General features: G+C 62.6%; 14 protein-coding genes. 11 read left to right on the forward strand and 3 right to left on the reverse strand.

What is annotated here, in order from left to right:
- Positions 1 to 93: 93 nt before the first annotated feature.
- The 7 genes from PQQ53_RS32940 (at position 94) to PQQ53_RS32970 (ending at position 9385) form a co-directional block, all read left to right on the forward strand.
- Positions 94 to 1818 (forward strand): long-chain fatty acid--CoA ligase, encoded by a 1725-nt coding sequence (locus PQQ53_RS32940; protein WP_408153344.1) that lies wholly within the window; start codon positions 94 to 96, stop codon positions 1816 to 1818.
- Complete coding sequence (locus tag PQQ53_RS32945; protein WP_408328785.1) at positions 1815 to 3371, forward strand: class I adenylate-forming enzyme family protein; 1557 nt, start codon at positions 1815 to 1817, stop codon at positions 3369 to 3371. The genes PQQ53_RS32940 and PQQ53_RS32945 overlap by 4 nt, the downstream gene beginning before the upstream one ends.
- 60 nt (positions 3372 to 3431) lie before the next feature.
- Positions 3432 to 4337: an SDR family oxidoreductase gene (locus PQQ53_RS32950; RefSeq protein ID WP_408328788.1), complete on the forward strand. Its 906-nt coding sequence runs from the start codon at positions 3432 to 3434 to the stop codon at positions 4335 to 4337.
- A 414-nt stretch (positions 4338 to 4751) separates the two neighbouring features.
- The gene (locus PQQ53_RS32955) at positions 4752 to 4967 is read left to right on the forward strand and encodes a hypothetical protein (RefSeq protein ID WP_408328791.1); all 216 of its coding nucleotides are present in this window, start codon (positions 4752 to 4754) and stop codon (positions 4965 to 4967) included.
- Positions 4968 to 5217: 250 nt separating this feature from the next.
- Entirely contained in the window at positions 5218 to 5547 is a 330-nt protein-coding gene (locus PQQ53_RS32960) for a hypothetical protein (RefSeq protein ID WP_408149540.1), read from the forward strand.
- A 105-nt stretch (positions 5548 to 5652) separates the two neighbouring features.
- Positions 5653 to 7176: a D-arabinono-1,4-lactone oxidase gene (locus tag PQQ53_RS32965; RefSeq protein WP_408328793.1), complete on the forward strand. Its 1524-nt coding sequence runs from the start codon at positions 5653 to 5655 to the stop codon at positions 7174 to 7176.
- Positions 7177 to 7459: 283 nt separating this feature from the next.
- The gene (locus PQQ53_RS32970) at positions 7460 to 9385 is read left to right on the forward strand and encodes an SMP-30/gluconolactonase/LRE family protein (RefSeq protein WP_408328796.1); all 1926 of its coding nucleotides are present in this window, start codon (positions 7460 to 7462) and stop codon (positions 9383 to 9385) included.
- 98 nt (positions 9386 to 9483) lie between these two features.
- Here PQQ53_RS32970 and PQQ53_RS32975 read toward each other — a convergent pair whose 3' ends face one another.
- Positions 9484 to 9945 carry a hypothetical protein gene (locus PQQ53_RS32975; RefSeq protein ID WP_408328799.1) on the reverse strand — a complete coding sequence of 154 codons (462 nt, stop codon included), beginning with the start codon at positions 9943 to 9945 and terminating at the stop codon, positions 9484 to 9486.
- On the opposite strand from PQQ53_RS32975, the gene PQQ53_RS32980 reads away from it, so the two are divergent.
- Positions 9944 to 10711 carry a class II aldolase/adducin family protein gene (locus PQQ53_RS32980; RefSeq protein ID WP_408328802.1) on the forward strand — a complete coding sequence of 256 codons (768 nt, stop codon included), beginning with the start codon at positions 9944 to 9946 and terminating at the stop codon, positions 10709 to 10711. The genes PQQ53_RS32975 and PQQ53_RS32980 overlap by 2 nt on opposite strands.
- Positions 10712 to 10758: 47 nt before the next feature.
- Here the strand turns inward: PQQ53_RS32980 and PQQ53_RS32985 are convergent, their stop codons facing one another.
- Positions 10759 to 11037: a porin family protein gene (locus tag PQQ53_RS32985; protein ID WP_408328804.1), complete on the reverse strand. Its 279-nt coding sequence runs from the start codon at positions 11035 to 11037 to the stop codon at positions 10759 to 10761.
- 289 nt (positions 11038 to 11326) lie between these two features.
- Between PQQ53_RS32985 and PQQ53_RS32990 the strand changes: the two genes are divergently transcribed.
- Positions 11327 to 11632: a hypothetical protein gene (locus tag PQQ53_RS32990; protein WP_408149551.1), complete on the forward strand. Its 306-nt coding sequence runs from the start codon at positions 11327 to 11329 to the stop codon at positions 11630 to 11632.
- Between the two features lie 36 nt (positions 11633 to 11668).
- Here the strand turns inward: PQQ53_RS32990 and PQQ53_RS32995 are convergent, their stop codons facing one another.
- Entirely contained in the window at positions 11669 to 12580 is a 912-nt protein-coding gene (locus tag PQQ53_RS32995) for a LysR family transcriptional regulator (protein WP_408328806.1), read from the reverse strand.
- A gap of 114 nt (positions 12581 to 12694) precedes the next feature.
- Between PQQ53_RS32995 and PQQ53_RS33000 the strand changes: the two genes are divergently transcribed.
- Together PQQ53_RS33000 and PQQ53_RS33005 are read left to right on the forward strand one after the other, a co-directional pair.
- Entirely contained in the window at positions 12695 to 13789 is a 1095-nt protein-coding gene (locus tag PQQ53_RS33000; protein WP_408149555.1) for a tartrate dehydrogenase, read from the forward strand.
- A gap of 93 nt (positions 13790 to 13882) precedes the next feature.
- Positions 13883 to 15178: an MFS transporter gene (locus PQQ53_RS33005; protein WP_408328809.1), complete on the forward strand. Its 1296-nt coding sequence runs from the start codon at positions 13883 to 13885 to the stop codon at positions 15176 to 15178.
- The last annotated feature ends 133 nt before the right edge of the window (positions 15179 to 15311 follow it).

Below are 15311 nucleotides of genomic sequence, written 5' to 3' on the forward strand. Positions count from 1 at the left end.
CGCGCCGCAAGGCGCATCCGCCGCGCGGCGAACATGAACGAAGCGCGCAGCAACAGTGTGAAGCGCGCGCCGACAGTCAAGCAGGAGACGCCCATGAACGAACGCCATCACCCGCATTGGCCGCCGCAAGTGCCACTGCATCTGACGCTGCCCGAGACCAATATTTTTTACAACGCCGAGGTCTCGGCGGCGCGCTTTCCCGACAAGCCGTTTATTGTTTTCTACGACACGCCGGTGTCATTCGCCGAGTTCAAGGACGAGGCCGAGCGCATCGCGGGCTTCCTGCAGAACGAGTGCCACGTGAAAGCGGGCGACCGTGTGCTGCTCTACATGCAGAACAGCCCGCAATGGATCATTGCTTACTACGGCATTCTGCGGGCCAACGCGGTGGTCGTGCCGGTCAATCCGATGAACATGAGCGCCGAACTCGCGCACTACGTCGAGGACAGCGGCGCGACCACGATCATCGCGCCGCAATGCCTGTTCGCGAACGTCGAGCCGCTGATCGGCAAAGGACCAGGCCAGGGACTCGAACACGCAATCGTCGCGACGTATAGCGATTATCTGAAGCGGCCTTCGCCGATCGCCGTGCCGGAATTCGTCGCGGCGCCGCGCAAGCACTTCAATATCAACGGCGTGACTTCGTGGCAAGCCGTGCTCGATCGCCACATCGCGCCGGGCCCGCTCACCACCGGCGCCGACGATCTGTGCGTGATGCCGTACACGTCCGGCACCACCGGCAAGCCGAAGGGCTGCATGCACACGCATCGCAGCGTGATGAGCACGCTGCTCGGCGGCTGCGTGTGGTTCGCGGCGCCCGCCGACGGCGTTTATCTGTCGGTGCTGCCGTTCTTCCACGTGACCGGCATGCAGGGCGGCATGAACAGCGCGGTGTTTTCCGGCGCGACCATCGTCGTTCTGCCGCGCTGGGATCGAGACGCGGCCGCGCTATGCATGCAGAAATATCGCGTCACCGCGTGGCAGTCGATCTCGACGATGATGGTCGACTTCCTGTCGAACCCGAGGCTCGGGGAATACGATCTGTCGAGCCTGAGCGGCGCGCGCGGCGGCGGCGCGGCGATGCCGGACGCGATCGCCCGCAAGCTCAAGGCGCTCACCGGTCTCGATTACGTCGAAGGCTACGGCATGTCGGAGACGATTGCCGGCACGCACATCAATCCGCCGCATCGTCCGAAGCCGCAGTGCCTCGGCATTCCCGTGTTCGACGTGGACTCGCGCGTGATCGACCCGCTCACGTTGCAGGAACTGCCGCAAGGCGAGACCGGCGAGATCGTCGTCAACGCGCCGCAGGTGATGCAAGGCTACTGGCGCAATCCGAAAGCAACCGCCGAGGCGTTCGTCGAACTCGACGGCAAGCGGTTTCTGCGTACCGGCGACCTCGGGCATATCGACGAGGACGGCTACTTCTTCATGACCGACCGCCTCAAACGGATGATCAACGCATCCGGCTACAAGGTCTGGCCGGCCGAGGTCGAAGCGCTGATGTACCGGCATCCGGCGATTCACGAGGTGTGCGTGATCGGCGTCAAGGACGAGAAGCGCGGCGAGACCGTGAAGGCGCTGGTAGTGCCCGACGCGGCGCATGCAGGGAAGATTGCCGCGCAGGAGATCATCGACTGGGCACACGAGCAGATGGCGGCGTACAAGGCGCCGCGCATCGTCGAATTCGTCACGTCGCTGCCGAAATCGGGCAGCGGCAAGATTCTATGGCGCGTGTTGCAGGAAGAGGACGCCGCGCGTACAGCCGCGGCGGGTGGCGGCAAGGCGGACAACGGCGGTGGTGGCGCGGCGCGATGACATGGCTCAATATTCTGCAGGACGAACCATTCGTGTGTATTACCGATATGTTGCGCCGCTTTGGTAAGGAGCGCGGCGAGCATCCGGCATTGATCTGTGGTGACGAAGTGGTCAGCTACGCGGCGCTCGATGCGCGCGTCGACCGCTTTGCCGCCGCGTTGCAGCGCGAGGGCATCCAGCCGCGCGATGCGATTGCGTTGTGCGCGGCCGCGTCGGTGGACTACGTGGTGGCGTTTCTCGGCGGCTTGCGGGCGGGGGCGGTGGTCGCGCCGCTCGCGCCGTCGTCGAGCGCGGCGAGTCTCGTCGGCATGATCGGCAACTCGGGCGCGCGGCTGCTGTTCGTCGACGCGGAGGTCAAGCGTCTGCTCGAACCGGTCGCCGCACAAATCGACGCGACACCGATTGCGCTCGACGCTCACGTTGGCAGCACCGCGCTCGGCACATGGCTCGCGCCGCAGCGCGCGACGCCCGCGGCGGTGACAATCGATCCGGCGTGGCCGTTCAACATCATCTACTCGTCCGGCACCACGGGTACGCCGAAGGGCATCGTGCAATCGCACGGCATGCGCTGGGCGTACGCGGTGCGCAGCATTGAGCGCGGCTACGGACCCGACGCGATCACGCTGATCTCCACACCGTTGTATTCGAACACGACGCTCGTGAGCTTCATGCCGACGCTGACTTTCGGCGGCACCGTCGTGCTGATGCCGAAGTTCGAGACCACGCGCTATCTGGAACTCGCGCAACGGCATCGCGTGACGCACACGATGCTCGTGCCGGTGCAGTATCAGCGCCTGATGGCGCATCCGGATTTCGACCGTTACGACCTGTCCAGCTTCCAGGCCAAGTTCTGCACCAGCGCGCCGTTCGCGGCGAGCATCAAGGCGGACGTGGTGCGCCGCTGGCCCGGCAGGCTGACCGAGTACTACGGGATGACCGAAGGCGGCGGCTCGTGCCAGCTGGAAGCCGACGAATGGCCGGGCAAGCTGCACTCGGTCGGACGACCGATGGAAGGGCACGACATCCGGCTGATCGACGAACTAGGCAACGAGGTGCCGGCGGGCGAGGTGGGCGAGATCGTCGGCCATTCGCCCGCGATGATGACCGGCTACTACCGGCAGCCCGACAAGACGGCGCAAGCGGAGTGGTACGACCCAGGCGGCAAGCGCTTCATTCGCACCGGCGACATGGGCCGTTTCGATGAGGACGGCTTTCTGACGCTGCTCGATCGCAAGAAGGACATGATCATTTCGGGGGGCTTCAACGTGTATCCGAGCGATCTGGAAGCTGAAGTGAGCCGGCATCCGGATGTCGCGGAAGTGGCCGTGGTCGGTGCGCAATCGGAGCAATGGGGCGAAACGCCGGTTGCGTTTGTGGTGCGCGCGCCGCATGCACGGATCGATGCGGATACGCTGCTGGGCTGGGTCAATGCGCGGCTCGGCAAGATGCAGCGGCTCTCGGCGCTGCGCTTTGTCGACAGCTTGCCGCGCAGTGCGATCGGCAAGGTGCTCAAGCGTGAGTTGCGTGATCGGTTTTATCTTGCTGGGCGTTAGGGCAGGGTGGCTGCGTGCAGGCGCTTTATCAACCGATATCAGCTGGCAATGGGATAACGCATGGACAATTTCGCAGACAAGGTCGCGGTGATTACCGGCGCGGGCTCCGGCTTCGGTCGTGAGTTCGCGAGGCTCGGCACCAAACTCGGCATGCGGCTCGTGCTGGCCGACGTGCAACAGGACGCGCTCGACGAAACCTTCGCCGAAGTGAGCGCGGCCGGCGCGCAGGCCATCGCGCGTCGCGTCGATGTGGCGAAGGGCGACGAGGTGGACGAACTCGCGCGCGCCACGCTCGACGCGTTCGGCGGCGTGCATCTGGTGTTCAACAACGCGGGCGTGGGCGGCAGCGGCGGACTCGTGTGGGAGAACACCGAGCGCGACTGGCAATGGTTGCTCGGCGTCAATCTGTGGGGCGTGATTCACGGTGTGCGCGCGTTCACGCCGCTGATGCTCGAGGCCGCGCAACGCGATGCCGGTTATCGCGGGCACATCGTCAATACCGCGTCGATGGCGGGGCTGGTCAATCCACCGATGGTGGGGCCGTACAACGTGTCGAAACACGCAGTGGTCTCGCTGACGGAATCGCTGTATCAGGATCTTTCGCTGGTCACGCGGCAGGCGGCGTGCTCGGTGCTGTGTCCGTACTTCGTGCCGACGGGGATTGCGCACGCGCAGCGTAATCGGCCGGCGGAACTTGCTAACGATGCGCCGCTGACTTTGTCGCAACGTGTGTCGCGTGCGTTGAGCGAGAAGGCGGTGAGTTCGGGGAAGATCAGCGCTGGGCAAGTTGCTGCGATGGTGTTCGATGCGATTCGTGAGAAGCAGTTTTATATCTATTCGCATCCGAATGCGCTGGGTGCGGTGAAGACGCGTGGGGAGGATATTGTGACGGCGCGTAATCCGACGGATCCGTTTGCTGAAAGGCCACAGGTGCGGGAGCAGATTGTGGGGGCGTTGAGGGGGTGAGGGGGCGTTGTTTTACGCTTTAAGGAACGTCCATACCAAAGACTTGTGTTTCCGCCAACAGATGAGTCAGCGGGGGGCGTGAACGCTTGGTGGAGGAAGCGCAAATACAAAGGGGCAGGAGATCGCCCCGTTTTGCCTCTCGGTCACTCGTGGTTGGACGCAGCCTCGACGGCCATTCAGAATAACTCGAATTACGACAAGCACGCTCCATGCCGCCCTTGCGCGGCCCTATCAAGGTGAGCAGGGTGCTGTGCCATCCTCCAATTTTGTCTGCACAAGTAATTCCTGGTCACCTAATCTTTATCAAGATCGATCTGGATTTAAAAGTCGATATCAGGAAATAGAAATAAAATAACTGTTGCTGGCAAAAATATAGGCGCACGTCTACGTAAAATTGCTTGCGGGGTGAATGCCATGAATACGAAAACAACGGGTAAGTCTGGTTTGGATAAAGACGGCCCACTTATTGCGAAGGGACGGGTGACAGACGGAGCGCACGGAATACAGCGCCTGAGCGACAACGAAGCCGCGCAATCCCCTGTGTTCCAGAAACGATCGACCGTCGCCGTCAATTCGTCAACTACAGGTGTAACCGGGCCCACTACGCTGGGCCTGATTCCTGTCGATTGATTTCTTTGGTCCTGCTCGCCTGTGCATTGCCTTGGTGCTTGCCTCTGAGCCAGGCTCGATAAGCCGCATAACGCAGGCCTCTACGGCCGTAGCGGAGTTATTTCATCAGCATTCCGTTGCTGGAGACGATATTTAATAAATCAAAATAATTAATGGTGGTTACCAGGACGAAATTACTTTTTTCCGGAAATTTATTTCCGGAAAATCAGCGGGCGCACGCCTACTTTAAATCGCTTACGGAGCGAATATCATGGCAATGACAAAAATAGGTAAGTTTACTCTGCACAACGGTGGGGGTTTTGTTGCCAGGGGGGAGGTAGCATACCTGGATGACAATGGAGAAAAGCATCTCTCCGGCAATTCGGGCGACATATTGCTGGGTCAGACAAAGGACGTCGATCCGGACAAGCTAGGCGTTCCGGACGGAAGCATCATTTCACTCTACGTCTTTGTCGTGTGGGGAACCGACAATGAAGCCAGGCAATCCTTCATATTTCAGAAAGGATCCCCGGTCACCGCCAACTACACGATCACCGGCACGACCTTGAGCAATACGCTGGGCCTGATCTCGGTCGAGTGATTGTTTCGATGCCGTTCGCCGGAGCAGTGCCCCGGCGCCTGCTCTGGCCAATGCGCAACCCACAACACGAGGCGCGGACCTTCACGGCCGCTGACGAGACGTATCATGAACATTCCAGATGATAGCGGCGATGGTAACGAGAACCGTTGGACCAACTGGGCGGGCAACCTGAGCTCCGTGCCGGACGCGATCGAGCGTCCCGCCAGCGTGGCCGACGTCCAGGCGCTGGTGGCGCGCTCGCGCGGGACCACGCTGCGTATGATCGGCACGGGGCATTCCTTCAGTCCGCTGATCGTAAACAATGGCGAGACGCTGGTCGATATGTCGAATTTCGCCAAAGGGTCGCGAAAGGCATGGCGCTGGCAGGACAAGGGACTCGATCTAGTCAGCTTTCTGCCTTCCGCGAGTTGGGCGGAAGTGCGCGACGCCCTCACGGCACCCGACCCAACCCTGCCGCAGATGTATCTGTCGACGACCGGTGCGCTGGCGTCCATCAATGCCACTGGCTTCATCGCCGCCGGTTGTCACGGCACGGGATGGCATCAGAGGACAGTCTCCGATTTTGTCCATGCGATCGAGTTCGTCGCCGCCGACGGCCAACTCCATGTCTTTTCCGACGACACCGCACCCAATGAAATGGCAGCCGCGCGCGTCAGCCTCGGCACCCTCGGCGTCATCACCAAAGTGACCCTGCAGGTCGAGCCGCTCTACAACCTGCACGACGAGGAGATCGTCACGGCCACCGAAAGTGTCATGGGACCGAATCCGCAAAGTACGGGCGGGGAGATCAGGCCGCAGAACCTGCACAAGCTCGTGACCGGCAACGAATACGTCGAGTTGTTCTGGTTTCCGGGCAGCGGCTACAACAACGGTCAGATCTGGATCAAGAAGTTCAATCGGACGACGGACGAACCTCGGGACATCCCGCTGCGCCCGGACGGCTGGATCGACAAGATGGCCACTGCCGTGATGGGCTGGACGGCGACTCATCCGCTGTTATGGCCGCCCATACTGTCCATGGCCTGGGACACCATCAGCGACCGGGCCAAGGCCATCGAAGCAAAGGGCGGCTTCGTTGCACCAGCGCCGCGTGTGCTGTTCTACGCCGACCAGGCGTTCCCGATCCTCGACCTCGAGGTCGCCATTCCTATTCCCGCGACGGGACCCGGGACGTGGAACGTCGGCAATGTGGTCCGCGCGTGGTATGCGGCGCTGAACTATGCCTATAAGTTCCAGGGCGACTTCCCCCTGACTACGTGTCTCCATGCGCGCTTCACCCGAACCAGCCCGGCCCTGTTGTCGCCCGCCTTTTCGACGGCGGCCGACGATCGCGTGTGCTGGATGGAAATCCTGAGCGCCTATCCGAAATCAGAGCCGGACGCGAACAAGCGGGCGCAGGCCATGGCGTCTCATCTGGCCATGATCAACGCCGTCATGTCGGACTGGATCGGCGCGCGGCACGGTCGGCCGCACTGGGCCAAAAACTGGCAGTACATCACGCCTCATGTCGACGTGAAGGCGCTCTATCCGCAAGATAATCTCTCCAGGTTCAATACATTGCGGCGCCAGCTTGATCCGGGCGGTATGTTCCTGAACCACTTCCTTTCACAACAGGGTCTGTTCTCCTGAGCGGTTACGTTCGACCAGTGCCACCCACATCACCGCGAGCGCGGCGAAGTCCACGCGGCCTTTCGGTGATGTGGGTGGCGCGCACCGCCATCGGATGGCGAGCTCGATAGAGCAGGCACATCCACCAGGTGCCGCTGTTTGTCACGCAATCCTTCCAGATTTTCACTCCACCTAATTTTTTTCAGATATTTATTGTCTGACGAATGCTTTTTTTTCTCCGATACTCAGCATTCCATCCCGCGCTTCCATGTGACTGACGTATCACCGTCAGGGCACATCACCCATGATCAATAAACGAATCCATGCGGCATTTCTGGCCGCCGTGACAACGCTGCTCGCACTCATTACGCCAGCATCTCAGGCGCAATACACCACCGACTGGCTCGCCAACACCGGCGGAACCCTTGCCACCCACGTAGGCAACGCGGCTCGCTCGATGTGGGTCGCGCCCGAAGGCGTCATCTATACGGCATCGCTGTGGGACGAAAACGAAGGGGGCGTCGCGATCTATCAGAACGGCAAGGCCATCGGTTCCATCGGAATCAACAGCGAGTTTCAGGGCGGTGCCATTACCGGCAATGCCACCTCGATCTTCACGCCCTTGCAATTCGGCACTTCAGCCGGTACAGGATCGGTAGGGCGATACAACCGCGTGACCGGCCAGCGCGACCTCGTCATCTCCGTCAGCGTGTGGAACGCCGTCGCTCGGGGCGACGTGATCACCGGACTCGCGACCTCGGGTTCGCTCCTTTATGCAAGCGACATATTCAGCAATCGCGTCCGGGTCTTCACGACCGACGGCGTCTGGCAGCGGGACATCAGCGTGTCGAGCCCCGGCGCACTCGCCGTCGATGGCGCGGGCAATCTCTGGGTGGCCCGCAAGAGCGCGGGCACGGTGGTCGAATTCGGTCCGACCGGCACCTTGTTGAACACCATTCAGATGGGCACGGCCTCGCGGCCGTCCGCGCTCTATTTCGATGCATGGTCCGGGCAACTGATGGTCGGCGATGAAGGCCCCGACATGAACATCAAGCTGTACAACATCGCGGGGAAGCCAACGCAGGTCGGCACGTTCGGCGTGCAGGGCGGCTACCTCGACACCACCACCGGCATCAAAGGCCAGGTCGGCGACAAGCGTTTCACGCGCGTGGCCGGCATCGGCCGGGACGCCGCCGGCAATCTGTACGTGCTCAACAATCCATGGGGCGGCGGCTGGGACTTGGGCCGCAATGGCGCCACCGACCTGCATGCCTACGACAGCGCCGGCAATTTGCAGTGGAAGCTTCAGTCCCTCAACTTCGAGGGAGTCGGCGCGCCGGACCCGCTCACCGACGGCGCCTACTTCTATGGCGGCAGCCACATCTACACCGGCATCGCGGGCGGCACCTTCGTCGCCAACACCATCGACCCGTTCACCTATCCGTCCGATCCGCGCCTCAACATGAACGACACCCAGCGCGACGAGCATTTCGGTCAGATCGTCACGGTCGGCGGAAACCGGATTCTCGTGGCGTCAGGCCAGAACCCCGGCATCTTCTACTTCTTCCACTTCAACGCGGCGAACGGCTACATCGCCATACCGGACGCATCGATTCCGGGGCCCGCGTTCAATACGAATCTGCAGGTCACGGGCGGATTCTGCATCGACAGCCGGGGAGACGTGTGGGCGGGTCTCGACCGCACGAACCACATCTACCATTACCCGCTGACCGGTTTCGACGCCAATGGCAAGCCCACCTGGGGACCCGCCGTCACGATCTCCACGCCGCAGAGCATCCGGCCGCTGACACGCATCATCTATCTGCCGGAAAGCGACACCATGATCCTTGCGCAAGGCATAGCCGGCAGCTGGGACTGGACGGCCATCCAGACGAGAATCGAGGTGTATCACGGCTGGAGCGCGGGCAACACGACGAAACCGGACCCGGTGATCAACATCCCGAGCGCCAATCCCAAGTCGATGACGGCGGCCGGCAACTATCTCTTCCTCGGCTACGTGCATACCGTGCCGAACATCGACGTTTTCAATCTCACGACGGGCAGCCTCGCCACCACGCTGATCAATACGAGCCCGGGTACGGTGGATGTCGGTAACGACGTGGATTCGATGTACGGCCTACGGGCGTACCTCAGATCGACCGGCGAGTATGTGATCACGAAAGACAACTACAACGGCTCCAGCATCGTGGTTTATCGCTGGACGCCTTGAGCGCGTTTTCAGATGTCGAGCCGCAGCGATTCGGTCTTCAAATACAGGCAGGCGCCCTGTTTCACACGGCGCCTGTCTCGCACATCACCAGTAGACCCTCACTTCGTCGCCGTCAGCGAACTGAACGCCGCCGACTTCAACTGCCCACCCTGAACCACCGCCGCCAGCGGATTTCCGATCACGAATCCACCCTGAGCATCGACCCCGGTCACGCTCTGCGGATTGTTCTGCGGCGGCAGCGCCTTCACGGCCTTGTCGAACTGGTTGCGGATCGCGCTCGCGTCGGTGACGGTGCCGGCCATTTTCATCGCAAGCGCCGGTTTTTTAAGCGGCTCGCCCTTTTTGTCGATGATTCGATGCAACATGCACGAATGCTTCGGGAGGCAAGCTGTGGCTTGTATCCGGTGCGGATCGAGGGTTCGCGAAACTTGTAGCATGCCGCTCGAATGTGAAAGCGAGGGAAGCCCGCTTGACATCGATTTCTCCGCACCATTATTCTGCAATGCAGAAATGCCGGCGTCCGCCCACCCCGCGCCCCTGTTCCCATGAAGGTCAGTCATGAATCCAACACTCGACATTCCCAGCGTTCGTCACATGGTGTCGCCCGAAGAATGGCAAGTCCGCGTCGATCTGGCGGCCGCGTATCGGTTGGTCGCGCTGTTCGGTTGGGACGATCTGGTGTTCACGCATATTTCGGCACGCGTGCCGGGGCATGAGCATGAGTTTCTGATCAACCCGTATGGCCTTTTCTTCGATGAGATCACCGCGTCGAGCCTGGTCAAAGTGGATCACGAGGGGCACCCGGTCATGCCGACGAGCTTCGATGTGAATCCCGCCGGCTTCGTCATTCATAGCGCCGTGCACGAGGCGCGGCCCAACGTGAATTGCGTGCTGCACACGCATACCGCGTATGGCGTTGCCGTCGCCGCGCAGCAGGACGGTCTGCTGCCGCTGTCGCAGCAATCGGGCTTCGTGCTGACTAACCTCGCGTATCACGACTACGAAGGCGTCGCGTTGCGGGATGCCGAAAAGGCGAGGCTCGTCGCCGACCTCGGCAGCGCCAATTACATGATGTTGCGCAATCACGGCTTGCTGACCTGCGGTCGTTCGGTCGCCGAAGCATTTCAGGCGATGTATCTGTTCGAAACGTCGTGCCGGATACAGATCCTCGCGCAGGCAGGCGGCAAGCTGATCGAGGTGCCGCAGTCGATCATCGCGACGATGGGCGAGCAGGCGCGCGAAGTGAGTAAAGGCAAGGGCGCCGATCTGGTGTGGCCTGGCTTGCTGCGTCGTCTGACGCGGCGTAATCCGGGTTTCGACCAGTAGCCGCCGACGCGTAGGCGCGTGCGGGCGCACATGACGCAAAGCGCCGCTCACGCGGCGCGTCGGTCAGGTGCGTTCGGTCTCGAGAGAGCGCCTCGGCCGCCAGGCCTTTGCCAGAACGTGTGGCGGATGCCGACATTTACACGGGCCGTCGTGCCCGTCGGCAGGTTCAGCGCGTTGTTGACCGACAGCCCCGTGTGCATGCCGCCGTGATGGGGCACGAAGCCGACCTGCCCATAGGCCACGGTCGCCTTCGACGGCGAATACGTCAGCCCCGTCGACGCCAGCACCGGGTTGTTCGACGATTCATTCGCGTCGCGCGGACCCATGCGCCGGCGTCGACATTCGACGCCGGCGTGATCCGATAGCTCGCGCCGCCTGAACGAACTAATCCGGAATACATCGAACGAGGATGGCCCGCTATCATTTCCTCTCCCATCTGACAACTGCGCACTGACGCTGCGATGCGACATTCGCCAGATGCAATCGCGCCGTTTGCCTGTAAGCTTTAACCGGCGAGCCCATACCGAACGAAGATCGCGTGCGACTCGCCGTCGTGAACGAAAACTCGCAGACAGCCTTCAATGCTATTGCCAACTTTCCGGAGGAATATCCGTTATGAAGAGCATTGCCATTAAACGAATCGCGCTTGGGGTTTCGGTCGTCGCCATGATGGCAGGCGGCATTCCGCTCGCCTCGGCACAGAACACCGGCGCCGCGTCGGTTGCGCCGGCCGATGCGGCCACGCCGCCGGCAAAGCCGACCAAAGCCGAGCGCAAGGCGGCACACAAGGAGGCCCGCGCGAAGAAGAACGCCGAGTTGAAGAAACTCGAAGACGCGGGCTATCAACCGGCCGCGAACGATCCGAACTATCCGGCCAAGCTGCAGCAGGCCGAGAAGAAGGCCGCCGGCGCGAGCCAGTAAGCGGTCAAGGCAGACGCCCGGCGCGACACAGCCCGTTCAGCGCGCGCCGAGCGTCTCGACCAGCATGTCGACGAAGGCTTTCACCCGCGCCGTCATTTGCAACTGCTGCGGATACACCGCGTAGATATCGGCGCCCGGCGTGCGGTAGTCGGGCAGCACATGAACGAGCCGGCCATCGGCGAGATACTCCGCGATATCCCACTCCGCCCGCATCAGAATCCCCAGTCCATCCAGCGCCCACTTCACCGCGATTTCGCCGTCGTTGGTGGTGAGATTGCCGCGCACGCGCACCGTCTCCGTTCTTTCGTTCGCGCCGCGTCCGCTCGTCAGACGCCATAGGCCGTAGCCGTCGTCGCCCTGGCGAATGCCGATGCAGTTGTGCTGCGCCAGCTCCACCGGACTGCGCGGCGCACGCCGCCCCGCAAGATAGGCCGGCGACGCACACAGCAAGCGCCGGTTCGGCGCGACGCGGCGCGCGATCACGCGCGCATCCGGCGGCTCGCCGAAACGCACGCATACGTCGAAGGCATCCTCGCTGATCGGCGGCGGATCGACGGAGAGTTGCAACTGCACGTCCACCTCGGGAAAGCGCCGCACGAACTTCGAGATCAGCGGGGCGACGTGACTGCGCCCGAAGCCGAGCGTCGCGTTCACGCGCAGCAGGCCTTTGGGCGCCGCCTGCGAGCCGCCGAGCAGTTGCGCGAGATCGTCCATTTCGCCGAGGATGCGGCGCGCGCGCGTCAGGTACAGATCGCCCTCGGGCGTGAGGCTCATGCGTCGCGTCGTGCGGTTGACGAGCGACACACCCGCGCGCGCTTCCATTTGCGCGAGGTGCTTGCTGACGGCCGCCGTGCTCAGGCCGAGTTCGCGCGCCGCCGCCGTGAGACTGCCGCTGGCGGCGAGGGTGGAGAAGAACGCGAGGTCGTCCGGTTGTATCGACGCACTCATCGAAGCGGGTCCATTGTTAACCTAGGGTTAAGGATGCTTTGAGTTTAGCAGCGTTTTCGCGGGCGCTCGCCGTTCTACGATGCAGCCATGCATTCAACACAATGGAGACATCCAGTGAAGACCTACCGCATTGCAACCATTCCCGGCGACGGCATCGGCAAGGAGGTCGTGCCCGCCGGCCAGCGTGTGCTCGAAGCGATCGCCGCGCGCAGCGACGCTTTCAGATTCGAGTTCGAGGATTTCGGCTGGGGCGGCGACTACTACCGCGAGCATGGCGTGATGATGCCGGCCGACGGACTCGACGCGCTCCGCAACAAGGACGCGATCCTGTTCGGCTCTGCGGGTGACCCGCACATTCCCGATCACGTGACGCTGTGGGGCCTGCGCCTGAAGATCTGCCAGGGCTTCGATCAGTATGCGAACGTGCGGCCTACGCGCATTCTGCCCGGCATCGACGCGCCGTTGAAACGCTGCACGCCGAAGGACCTCGACTGGGTCATCGTGCGCGAGAACTCGGAGGGCGAGTATGCGGGCGTCGGCGGCCGCGCGCATCAGGGCCATCCGATCGAAGTCGCGACCGACGTCTCGATGATGACCCGCGCGGGCGTCGAACGGATTCTGCGATTCGCGTTTCGCCTCGCGCAATCGCGTCCCCGCAAGCTGCTCACGGTGATCACCAAGAGCAATGCGCAACGCCACGCAATGGTCATGTGGGACGAGATCGCACTGCAGATCTCGAAGGAGTTTCCGGACGTGCGCTGGGACAAGGAGCTGGTCGACGCCGCCACCGCGCGCATGGTGAACCGGCCCGCCACACTCGACACGATCGTGGCCACCAACCTGCACGCGGATATTCTCAGCGATCTCGCGGCGGCACTCGCGGGCAGCCTCGGCATCGCGCCGACGGCGAACCTCGATCCCGAGCGCCGCTATCCGTCGATGTTCGAGCCGATTCACGGCTCCGCATTCGACATCATGGGCAAGGGGCTCGCGAATCCGGTCGGCACGTTCTGGTCGGCGGTGATGATGCTCGATCATCTCGGCGAGCACGCCGCGGCCCGTCAGTTGATGGCGGCGATCGAACGCGTGACGGCGGACCCGTCGCTGCATACCGGCGACCTCGGCGGCACAGCCACCACCGTGCAGGTGACCGATGCGGTGTGCGCGCTGCTCGCATCGCAGGCATCGGCGGAAGCCAAGGCGGCCTGACGCGCCGCGCAGCTCACACAAAAACATAACGCCCGGGCGCACCCGCCACGGGCGATCTCACTGCACCCATGCAGAGATTGAGTGGAGACAGGCATGAACAACGAATTGCAAGCCCGAGTGGTTCGCAAGCTGACCTGGCGCATTTTGCCTTTCGTGATGCTGCTGTATTTCGTCAGCTTTCTCGATCGCGTGAACGTAGGCTTCGCGGCGATGACGATGAACCAGGACCTCGGTCTCACGCCGACCATGTTCGGCCTCGGCGGCGGCATTTTCTTTCTCGGGTACTTTCTGTTCGAAGTACCGTCGAACCTGATTCTGCACAAGGTCGGCGCGCGCATCTGGATCGCCCGCGTGATGGTGACGTGGGGACTTGTCTCCGCGGCCTCGGCGTTCGTGACCGGCCCGAACTCGTTCTATACGCTGCGCTTTCTGCTCGGCGTCGCCGAAGCCGGTTTCTTTCCCGGCATCATTCTCTATCTGAGCCTGTGGTTTCCGGCGCGTCAGCGCGCGGTCGCCGCTGCCGCGTTCATGGCGGCGGCGCCGTTGTCGACGGCGATCGGCTCGCCGATTTCCGGCGCGATCATGCAGATGCCCGCGCTGTTCGGTCTGAAGGACTGGCAGTGGCTGTTCATTCTCGAAGCGATTCCGGCGGTGCTGCTCGGCTTTGTCGTGCTGAAAGCGCTCACCGATTCGCCCGACAAGGCAAAGTGGCTCGCCGATGATGAAAAAGCGTGGCTCATCGCCACCTTGCGCGACGAGCGCAGAGGGCGCGAGTCGCAGGCAGGGCATGCGGAAGGGGCGCTCGCCGCACTGCGCGATCTGCGCGTATGGATTCTCGCGATGATCTACTTCGGCACGTCGGCGGGGCTCTACACGTTGGGCCTGTGGGCGCCGCTGATCATCCGGCAGTTCGGCTTCAGCGCATTCGGCACCGGCGCGTTGAATGCGATTCCGAGCATGCTGGCGGTGATCGGCATGGTGTGGTGGGCGCGCCGTTCGGACCGCCGTGGGGAGCGCACCTGGCACGTGGTGATTCCGTGCGTGGCGGCGGCGTTCGGGCTCGCGTGGGCCGGTGTCGCGGACACGGCGGTCGCTGTCGTGATGGCGCTGGTGGTGGTGAACGTGGGCATCAGCGCGGCGAAGGCGCCGCTGTGGGCGATGCCGAGCACGTTCCTGTCCGGCGCGGGCGCGGCGGCTGGGATTGCGATGATCAACTCGATCGGTAACCTCGGTGGTTTCGTGGGGCCGTTTGCGATTGGCTGGTTGAAGAGCGTGACGGGTGGGTATGCGGCTGGGCTTTATGTGGTGGCGGCGAGTCTTGCAGTGTCCGCTGTGTTGACGCTGGCGATTGGGCGGCGGGGCTATCGGGCGGCTCATGCGCCGCAGTGAGCGGGTGGGGGCGTAGGCGGTGGGCTTTAACCCTTGCGTTTTACGCTGCAGTTGCGTCGCGGTGATGCGGCGCAACTGTGGTGAGGCACGGAAATTATGATGGATTGCTAACCATGATGGCTAAATGTAAAAG

This window comes from Paraburkholderia strydomiana, from assembly GCF_046030495.1.
Lineage (GTDB): Bacteria > Pseudomonadota > Gammaproteobacteria > Burkholderiales > Burkholderiaceae > Paraburkholderia > Paraburkholderia strydomiana_A.

What these genes read in the sequence shown, in the direction of transcription:
- PQQ53_RS32940 (WP_408153344.1), top strand. Translation starts at nt 94, where the DNA reads ATGAACGAACGCCATCACCCGCATTGGCCGCCGCAAGTGCCACTGCAT.
- PQQ53_RS32945 (WP_408328785.1), top strand. Translation starts at nt 1,815, where the DNA reads ATGACATGGCTCAATATTCTGCAGGACGAACCATTCGTGTGTATTACC.
- PQQ53_RS32950 (WP_408328788.1), top strand. Translation starts at nt 3,432, where the DNA reads ATGGACAATTTCGCAGACAAGGTCGCGGTGATTACCGGCGCGGGCTCC.
- PQQ53_RS32955 (WP_408328791.1), top strand. Translation starts at nt 4,752, where the DNA reads ATGAATACGAAAACAACGGGTAAGTCTGGTTTGGATAAAGACGGCCCA.
- PQQ53_RS32960 (WP_408149540.1), top strand. Translation starts at nt 5,218, where the DNA reads ATGGCAATGACAAAAATAGGTAAGTTTACTCTGCACAACGGTGGGGGT.
- PQQ53_RS32965 (WP_408328793.1), top strand. Translation starts at nt 5,653, where the DNA reads ATGAACATTCCAGATGATAGCGGCGATGGTAACGAGAACCGTTGGACC.
- PQQ53_RS32970 (WP_408328796.1), top strand. Translation starts at nt 7,460, where the DNA reads ATGATCAATAAACGAATCCATGCGGCATTTCTGGCCGCCGTGACAACG.
- PQQ53_RS32980 (WP_408328802.1), top strand. Translation starts at nt 9,944, where the DNA reads ATGAATCCAACACTCGACATTCCCAGCGTTCGTCACATGGTGTCGCCC.
- PQQ53_RS32975 (WP_408328799.1), bottom strand. Translation starts at nt 9,945, where the DNA reads ATGACTGACCTTCATGGGAACAGGGGCGCGGGGTGGGCGGACGCCGGC.
- PQQ53_RS32985 (WP_408328804.1), bottom strand. Translation starts at nt 11,037, where the DNA reads ATGGGTCCGCGCGACGCGAATGAATCGTCGAACAACCCGGTGCTGGCG.
- PQQ53_RS32990 (WP_408149551.1), top strand. Translation starts at nt 11,327, where the DNA reads ATGAAGAGCATTGCCATTAAACGAATCGCGCTTGGGGTTTCGGTCGTC.
- PQQ53_RS32995 (WP_408328806.1), bottom strand. Translation starts at nt 12,580, where the DNA reads ATGAGTGCGTCGATACAACCGGACGACCTCGCGTTCTTCTCCACCCTC.
- PQQ53_RS33005 (WP_408328809.1), top strand. Translation starts at nt 13,883, where the DNA reads ATGAACAACGAATTGCAAGCCCGAGTGGTTCGCAAGCTGACCTGGCGC.